This is a genomic window from Pedobacter polaris, from assembly GCF_005116505.1.
In the GTDB taxonomy this organism is placed as follows: domain Bacteria; phylum Bacteroidota; class Bacteroidia; order Sphingobacteriales; family Sphingobacteriaceae; genus Pedobacter; species Pedobacter polaris.
This window is the reverse complement of sequence record NZ_SWBR01000015.1, coordinates 1-668: the sequence shown is the minus strand read 5'-3', so window position 1 is coordinate 668 and position 668 is coordinate 1. Positions and strand designations below refer to the sequence as shown.

Here is a 668-nt window from a genome sequence, read left to right as displayed (position 1 = left end):
CAGGCGTAAATTCAACAACGGCACAAAGTGTAACCACCAAACCTGTTTCAGGAAGGACGTATGGCTTTACCCCCCCTATACCAACAGCTCCTGGCAGTTTAACTTTTACAGGAGTAAGCGGTACGGCAATGACACTAAATTGGTCAGATCTTTCCTCCAATGAAAGAGGCTTTGTCGTTTACAGCTCTTCAGATGGAGTGAACTATTCTTTTGCAAGCCAAACCGCAGCAGGGATTACTTCTTCAGTACAATCTGGTTTAACAGCAGGGCTTACCTACTATTGGAAAGTTTATGCGGTATCTGAAGGGGGGCTAAGCACAGCATTAAGCGGTAGCCAGATTACCACTACAGCTCAAACGATAGCAAATTATACTTTTGCCGGCTCAACCGGTACATTTACAGCTTTAACTACCCCCACTAATCCAGCCCTTTCAGCCGGTGATGTAGATGACGGATACTTCAATAACATACCAATCGGATTTGATTTCTGGTATATGGGCACCAGATACACAACCATATCTGCAAGTACGAATGGCTGGCTTACACTTGGCGCAAATATTACGGATGCGAGCTATACCCGGGATATTGTCAGCGGGGGGGCACCCAGGCCTGTATTAGCCCCCTTATGGGATGACCTGCATTTACAGGTCGCCACCAATGTATCTATC

General features: G+C 46.4%; 1 protein-coding gene. It reads left to right on the top strand.

Annotation, left to right across the window (positions count from 1 at the left end; genetic code table 11):
- Window positions 1-668 (top strand): fibronectin type III domain-containing protein (locus FA048_RS19640; protein ID WP_136844368.1); only part of this gene is annotated, 668 nt, incomplete at both ends.